Annotated in this window: 6 protein-coding genes and 1 pseudogene; 3 read left to right on the top strand and 4 right to left on the bottom strand. The window is 77.5% G+C overall.

Going from position 1 to position 6,493, the window contains the following annotated elements:
* Both BUE37_RS22850 and BUE37_RS22845 read right to left on the bottom strand, forming a co-directional pair.
* Nucleotides 1-294: pseudogene (locus BUE37_RS22850) on the bottom strand (endonuclease); the annotation flags it as partial.
* A gap of 96 nt (nucleotides 295-390) precedes the next feature.
* The gene (locus tag BUE37_RS22845; RefSeq protein WP_073422761.1) at nucleotides 391-1,740 is read right to left on the bottom strand and encodes a DNA polymerase IV; all 1,350 of its coding nucleotides are present in this window, start codon (nucleotides 1,738-1,740) and stop codon (nucleotides 391-393) included.
* Between the two features lie 57 nt (nucleotides 1,741-1,797).
* Here BUE37_RS22845 and BUE37_RS22840 point away from each other — a divergent pair, with 57 nt between their 5' ends.
* Nucleotides 1,798-2,625: an alpha/beta fold hydrolase gene (locus BUE37_RS22840; protein ID WP_073422760.1), complete on the top strand. Its 828-nt coding sequence runs from the start codon at nucleotides 1,798-1,800 to the stop codon at nucleotides 2,623-2,625.
* A 4-nt stretch (nucleotides 2,626-2,629) separates the two neighbouring features.
* On the opposite strand, the gene BUE37_RS22835 is transcribed toward BUE37_RS22840, so the two are convergent.
* On the bottom strand, nucleotides 2,630-3,007 hold the full coding sequence (locus BUE37_RS22835; RefSeq protein ID WP_083629050.1) for a hypothetical protein: 378 nt from the start codon (nucleotides 3,005-3,007) through the stop codon (nucleotides 2,630-2,632).
* Between the two features lie 135 nt (nucleotides 3,008-3,142).
* Here BUE37_RS22835 and BUE37_RS22830 point away from each other — a divergent pair, with 135 nt between their 5' ends.
* On the top strand, nucleotides 3,143-3,751 hold the full coding sequence (locus BUE37_RS22830) for a maleylpyruvate isomerase family mycothiol-dependent enzyme (protein WP_073422759.1): 609 nt from the start codon (nucleotides 3,143-3,145) through the stop codon (nucleotides 3,749-3,751).
* A 21-nt stretch (nucleotides 3,752-3,772) separates the two neighbouring features.
* Here BUE37_RS22830 and BUE37_RS22825 read toward each other — a convergent pair whose 3' ends face one another.
* Nucleotides 3,773-5,503: a DEAD/DEAH box helicase gene (locus BUE37_RS22825; RefSeq protein WP_073422758.1), complete on the bottom strand. Its 1,731-nt coding sequence runs from the start codon at nucleotides 5,501-5,503 to the stop codon at nucleotides 3,773-3,775.
* Nucleotides 5,504-5,568: 65 nt separating this feature from the next.
* On the opposite strand from BUE37_RS22825, the gene BUE37_RS22820 reads away from it, so the two are divergent.
* Entirely contained in the window at nucleotides 5,569-6,420 is an 852-nt protein-coding gene (locus BUE37_RS22820) for an alpha/beta fold hydrolase (RefSeq protein WP_073422757.1), read from the top strand.
* Nucleotides 6,421-6,493: the final 73 nt, after the last annotated feature.

Here is a 6,493-nt window from a genome sequence, read left to right as displayed (position 1 = left end):
GGCGGTCGCCGGCAGCCACTCCAGGGCGCGGCCGTGCCGGACCAGGTCACCGGCCCAGGCGCCGGAGATCCGCGGGACCCCGCGCAGCCAGCCGCCGACGGTGCGCGCGCCGTCGTGCTCGCTCGCGCCGCGCACGTCGCTGCGGCGCACCACCCGGGTCAGCTCGGCGTGCACCCGGTGGGCGGCGGCGACGAGCTTGCGGGCCCGGTCCAGCAGCTCGGCGTCGCCGAGCTCGTCGAGGTCGACCGCGGACAGGGCGTCGAGCGCGGAGGCCAGCTCCCCCACCCCGTTCACCTCCCCACACCGCATCGAACGCGTGTTCGACACTAGTCGACCGGAGGTGTGCACGCAAGACGAAACCGCAGGTCAGGAGGCTGATCGGGCGCCGCGTCAACCGGCGGCGGGCACCTCCACGCGCCACTCCGGCGGGTCACCGGGGTGCAGGGCCGGGTCGTCGGCGGCGAGCGTGCGGACGGGCCCGGGCGGCGTCCGCGGCCCCTCGAAGCGCACCGTCACCCGGCCCAGCCCGCGGCCCCACACCCAGCCGGCGCCGAGTTCGTCGTGGACGACGTCCTGCCCCGGCCACCAGCGCCGGTCCGCGGGCGGCGGCGGGGCCTCGGGCGCCTCGACGACGTCGTCGTCCACGGCCTCCTCGGCGGTCGCCGGCTCCTCCGCGAAGAGGTCGCCCTGCGCGTACTGCGACAGCCCCGAGACACCGACGCCGATCAGGCGCAGCCCGCCGCCGGTGCCGGCCTCGGCGAGCAGCCGCCGCGCGATCGAGGCGACCTGCCGGGCGTCGTCCGTGGGCTGGGGCAGCGTCTGCGAGCGGGTCATCGTCGTGAAGTCGTAGCGGCGCAGCTTGAGGGTGACCGTGCGCCCCGACAGCGCCGAGCCGCGCAGCCGGTCGCCCACCCGGGCGGCCATCGAGTCGATGAGCCGGCCGAGCTCCGCGAGGTCGGTGAGGTCCCGCTCGAACGTCGACTCCTGCGAGACCGACTTGGCCCCCCGCTCGGCCACCACCGGCCGGTCGTCCTCGGCCCGCGCCAGCTGGTACAGCCCGGTGCCGTGCGCCCGCCCGGCCAGGGTGACCAGGTCGGGGAGCGTCTTCGCCGCCAGGTCGGCCACCGTGCGCACGCCGACCTGCCGCAGCCGCTCGGCCGTGGCCGGGCCGACCCCGCCGAGCCGGGTCACCGGCAGCGGGTGCAGCACGTCGAGCTCGGAGCCCGGCGGGACGACGACGAGGCCGTCGGGCTTGTCGAGGTCGGAGGCGATCTTCGCCATGAGCTTGGAGCTGCCGATCCCGACCGAGCCGGTCACCCCGCCGGTGGCCCCGGCGATCCGCTCCTTGAGCGTGCGGGCCAGCGCGGTGACGCCGTCGACGGACAGGTCGTGGTCGCCGGCCGCCAGGTCGACGTACGCCTCGTCGATCGACACCGGCTCCACCAGCGGCGACAGCTCGCGCAGCAGCGCCATGACGACGTCCGACGTCCGCCGGTAGGCGCCGAACCGGCCGCCGAGGAACGCCGTCCCGGGCGGGCAGCGGCGGCGGGCCTCCACCGTCGACATCGCCGAGCGGGCCCCGTAGGCGCGCGCCTCGTAGGACGCCGTCGCGACGACGCCGCGCCCGCCGGTGCCGCCGACGACCACCGGCCGCCCTCGCAGCGAGGGCTTGTCGCGCTGCTCGACGGCGGCGAAGAACGCGTCCAGGTCCAGGTGCAGGACGCTCGCCTCCCGCCGCACGCCGTCGATCCTCCCCCGTCCGTTGCCGGGGTGTCGCGCACCCGGCAGGCTCCGCCCATGGGGGACCGGCGGGGCGCGTTCGAGGCCGCCTACGACGCGGCGCTCGCCCGCTGGCCGGTGCCGGTCCGCCCGGTCGGCGTCGACACGCGGTTCGGCCGCACCCACGTGCTCGTCAGCGGCGCGGCCGCGGCTCCCCCGCTGGTGCTGCTGCCCGGCGGCGGCGCCACCGCGCTGGCCTGGTCGGGCGCGATGCGGCTGCTCGCCGCGGTGCGCCGCGTGCACGTCGTCGACCCGGTGGGCGACGCCGGCCGCAGCCCCGCCACCACCCCGCTCGCCAGCGCCGAGGACGTCGCCGACTGGCTGGCCGAGGTCCTCGACGGGCTGGGCCTCGGCGCCGTCGACCTGGCCGGGCACAGCTACGGCGGCTGGCAGGCGCTCGCCCTCGCGCTCGACCGGCCCGCCCGGGTGCGCCGCCTCGGGCTCGTCGACCCGACCACCACCTTCGCCGGCTTCTCCCCCGGCTACCTGCTGCACGCCGTCCCGGTGCTGACCCGGCCCAGCGCCGCCCGCATGCGGGCGCTGGTGCGCTGGGAGACCGGCGGCCGGCCGGTGGACGACGCGTGGCTCGACGTCGCGGCGCTCGGCGCCGAGGTGCCGACGGCGGCGCCGGTGCGCACCCGCCGTCCCGACCCGGCCCGGCTGGCCGGGCTGACCGTGCCCACGCTGGTCGTCGTCGCCGGGGACGGGCGGGCGCAGGACCCCCGCCAGGTGGCCCGCAACGCCGGCCGGCTCATGCCGCGGGCGGGCGTCGTGACGCTGCCCGGCGCCACCCACCACACCCTCCCCGCCGGCGCCGAACGGGTGCTCACCGAGTTCCTCCGCTGAGCGCTCAGCGCAGTGCGAGCAGCAGGCAGACGACCGCGAGGGCCAGCGCGACCGGCGTCATCACCAGCCGCTCGGGCCGGCTGCGGGAGATCGCGTTGAGCGCCACGCCGAGCGCGAAGTACCCGGTCAGCACCCACATGGCGACGTCGACCACGCCGCCGGGCAGCAGGTCGACGGCGCCGGCCGCCTGCAGCAGGAGCAGCGCGACCACGCCGTAGACCCCGATCGACACCGCGCTGCCCACGCGGAGCCGCGGCGGCAGGACGACGTGCTGACCGCCCCAGGCGAAGCGCCCCAGCGGCGCCCCGCCGACCAGCGCCAGCTGGAAGACCGCGAGGGCGGCGAGCAGGACGACCCCGACGACGGCGGCAACCAAGATCACGGGCGGCAGGCTAGTGGCCGGGGGTGTCGCCGGGGTGAGCGCCGGGCGTCCCGTCCGCGACCGCACCGATGAGTCCCGGCCCCGGCGGACGTCTCCCCCCACGGCGCCCGGGACCGGGCGGACGGAGGAGGGACGATGACCGACGTGGACGGACGCGACGTGGCGGCGTGGGTGGGGCGGACGTACGAGGGGCTGGCCGGCGTGCTCGATGCCGAGCCCGCGACCTGGGACGCCCCGACGCTGTGCGCGGGCTGGCAGGTCCGGCACCTGGTGGCGCACGTGACCATGCCGGCGCGGCTGTCCCCCGAGCAGTTCGGCGCGGAGATGGCGGCCGCGCGCGGCGACTTCGGCGTCCTGTCCGACACCGTGGCGGCCCGCGACGCCGCGCTCCCGGCCGCCGACCTGCTCGGCGCCCTGCGCTCGCCGGTCCTGCACGCGTGGCAGCCGCCCGGCGGTGGCGCGACCGGCGCCCTGAGCCACGCCGTCGTCCACTCCCTGGACGTCACCGTCGCGCTCGGCCGGCCGCCGGTCGCGCCGGCCGACGCCGTGGCCGCCGTCCTCGACGCCGTCACCGCCGCGGAGGGCGCCTGGTTCGGCGTCGACCTGGCCGGCGTCCGGCTGGAGTCATCCGACACCGGCTGGGCGTGGGGCAGCGGGGACGCCGTCCGGGCGGACGGCGGGTCGCTCGTGGCGCTGCTCGCCGGCCGCACGCTCCCCGACGGCCGGGCGCTCCCCCGCCGCTGACCCGCGCCCGCCGGGCCGCGCTCAGCCCTCGGTGAGCGCGGCGGGCGGCAGCCAGTCGGCGTCGAGGAGCTCGGCGATCTCCTGCAGCGCCGAGGTGTCCGCGCCCGCCGTCGAGCCGCTGACGGCCAGCCGCTCGACCATCACCCGGGCCACCTGCTCCTCGACCGTCCCCTCCGCGTAGGCCACCCGCCACGGGCTGACCTGCCCGTCGCGGTGGGTGCGGCCGGTGACCTGGCGGGCCTGGATCCCGGAGAACCGCGGCTGGTGGAACAGCCCGACCCGCGGGGTGGCCGACGCCGTCGTGCCGCTGGGCAGCAGCTCGCCGGCGTGCAGGCTGATGGAGGCGGTCACGGTGAACACGCACACCGGCGCCTCGCCGCTCTGGAAGCGCAGCCGCTCGGCCTCGACGTCGAACCGGTCCCGCCCGTAGATGGACGCGACGGCGACGCCGGAGTCCAGCAGCGCCTCGCGGATGGGGTCGGCCGCGGTCTCCACGAACTCCACCGACACCGCCACCTGCCGCTCGGCCTCCACCTGGGCGCGCACCCAGTCGACCGTCGCCTGCGCGCGGATCAGCCCCGCCTTCTGCCGGAACCGCAGCAGCGCGGCGCGGCCGCGGGCGCTCTGCCGGGCCCGCCGCGCCAGCTGCATCTCGGCGCGGAACTCCTGCCACTCCGACTCGTAGGCGGCCTGCTCGGCGGGGGTGAGCGCGACCGGCGTGCCGGTCACCGACACGGGGCCCCACGGCGCCGGCCGGTGCAGCGTGGCGGGCGGGTCGGCCGGACCTCTCCCGCCCGCGAGCCAGCCCTGCAGCCGGGCGAGGTCGGCCCGGCGGGCGTCGGCGTCCTCGGTCCACGTCCAGCCGTAGCGGCCGCGTTCCACGTGGAACCCGTGCTCGGCGAGCTTGGCGGGCAGGTCGGCCCAGGAACGCAGCGGCTCGCCGTGCACCTGGGCGAACTGCGGCGCCAGGTAGGGCAGCTCCAGCGGGGTGTGCGCCGGGGTGGCGGTGGCGGCGACGACGAACGGGACGTCCTTCACGCGGCCGCCGCCGGAGACCGCCTTCCAGTGCTTCCAGCGCTGCGTCGTCGTGTGCCGGACCATGTGTGCCTCGTCCGCGATGACGACGTCGAACTCCAGCCCCGCCACCTTCGCCAGCCGGTCCCACGTGGTCACGCACCAACGCAGGCCGCCGTCACCGAAGCCGGCGATCGAGCGGGTCCAGTGCGGGATGGTGATGGCCGCCGGGCGGTCGGCGACGACGAGCACCCGCTCGCCGCCGCGCATCTCGCAGATCTCGCGCGCGGCGAGGACGGCGGTGCCGGTCTTGCCGACGCCGGGGTCGTCGCCGAGCAGGAACACCCGGTGCCCGGCCGCGGCGGAGGCGACGACGGCCTCCGCGCCGGTGCACTGCTCCTCGCGCGGCACCATCGGCCGGCCCTCCGGCAGCGGGCGCGGCTCGTCGTTGAGCTCGTCCTCCAGGTACCGCTCGAGGGTGTACGGCGGCGGGTCGTAGGGCGCCAGCGCCGCGGGCAGCCGAGCGCCCACCCACACGTGCGCCTGCAGGCCGGGGTGCCAGACGGCGCCCGGGGCGGGCGCGCGGAACGGGACGGCGAGCACCCACACCCGCTCGCCGGGGCCCGCGGTGGGCAGGTCGGGCACCGCGGGCCGGCGGGCCGTCGTCCGCCGCTTCGTCGTCGATCGGCCTGTCGTCCGGCGCGTGGTCGTGGTGGCGGCGCGACGCCGTCCGGGCACGGGGACCTCCTCTGATCCCCGGCACGGTAGGTCGCCGTCGCCCGCGGATCTGGTGGAATCGCCGGGTGACCGCCGATGCGACCTCCGACGAGCGGCTCGCCGGGCGCACCGTCGGCGAGGCCGGCCCGCGCGTGGTGTTCGTGCACGGCCTGTTCGGCCAGGGCAAGAACTGGACGACGATCGCGAAGGGCCTGGCCGGCGGGCACCGGGTGACGCTGCTCGACCTACCCAACCACGGGCACTCGCCCTGGACCGACCGGGTCGACTACGTGGACATGGCCGGGCTGCTGGCCGACGAGCTGGCCTCCTACGGGGAGCCGGTGACGCTGGTCGGGCACTCGATGGGCGGCAAGGTGGCGATGACGCTGGCGCTGCGCCGGCCGGAGCTGCTGCGCGGCCTGGTCGTCGTCGACATCGCCCCGGTGGAGTACCCGCTGACCGGCGGCCGCACCGACGACCCCGACGAGGAGGCCTCGCCCTTCGAGGCCTACATCGCGGCGATGCGGGCGGTCGACCTCGGCGCGCTGCGCACCCGGGAGGACGCCGACCGGGCGCTGCGCGAGGCGGTGCCGAGCACGATGGTGCGGTCGTTCCTGCTGCAGAGCCTGGTCCGGGAGGGGGTGGGCTCGGGCCGCTGGCGGTGGCGGCTGAACCTGGAGACGCTCGAGCGAGACCTCGGCGAGCTGCGCGGCTTCCCGGAGCCGCCGCCGGGCGCCACCTTCGACGGGCCGGTGCTGTGGGTCGCCGGCGCCAACAGCCACTACGTGCTGCCCGGGGACCGGGACCGGATGGACGCGCTGTTCCCCTCCACCCGGCTGGTGAAGGTCAAGAACGCCGGGCACTGGGTGCACTCCGAGCAGCCCGAGGTCTTCCTGGAGACGGTCCGGCGCTTCCTCGACGCAGTCGAGGACGAGTAGCAGGGCCTGGGCGCCGTCGAGGGCTGACCCCTCCGGGGTGGCGGAACCGCCCCGGGGGCGTGCGGATCCGTAC

The sequence above is a fragment of the Geodermatophilus nigrescens genome, assembly GCF_900129495.1.
Classification (GTDB): Bacteria; Actinomycetota; Actinomycetes; order Mycobacteriales; family Geodermatophilaceae; genus Geodermatophilus; species Geodermatophilus nigrescens.
The sequence above is the reverse complement of the archived record's forward strand: the minus strand, read 5'-3'. Positions and strand labels throughout refer to the sequence as shown.

What these genes read in the sequence shown, in the direction of transcription:
- BUE37_RS22840 (WP_073422760.1), top strand. Translation starts at nt 1,798, where the DNA reads ATGGGGGACCGGCGGGGCGCGTTCGAGGCCGCCTACGACGCGGCGCTC.
- BUE37_RS22830 (WP_073422759.1), top strand. Translation starts at nt 3,143, where the DNA reads ATGACCGACGTGGACGGACGCGACGTGGCGGCGTGGGTGGGGCGGACG.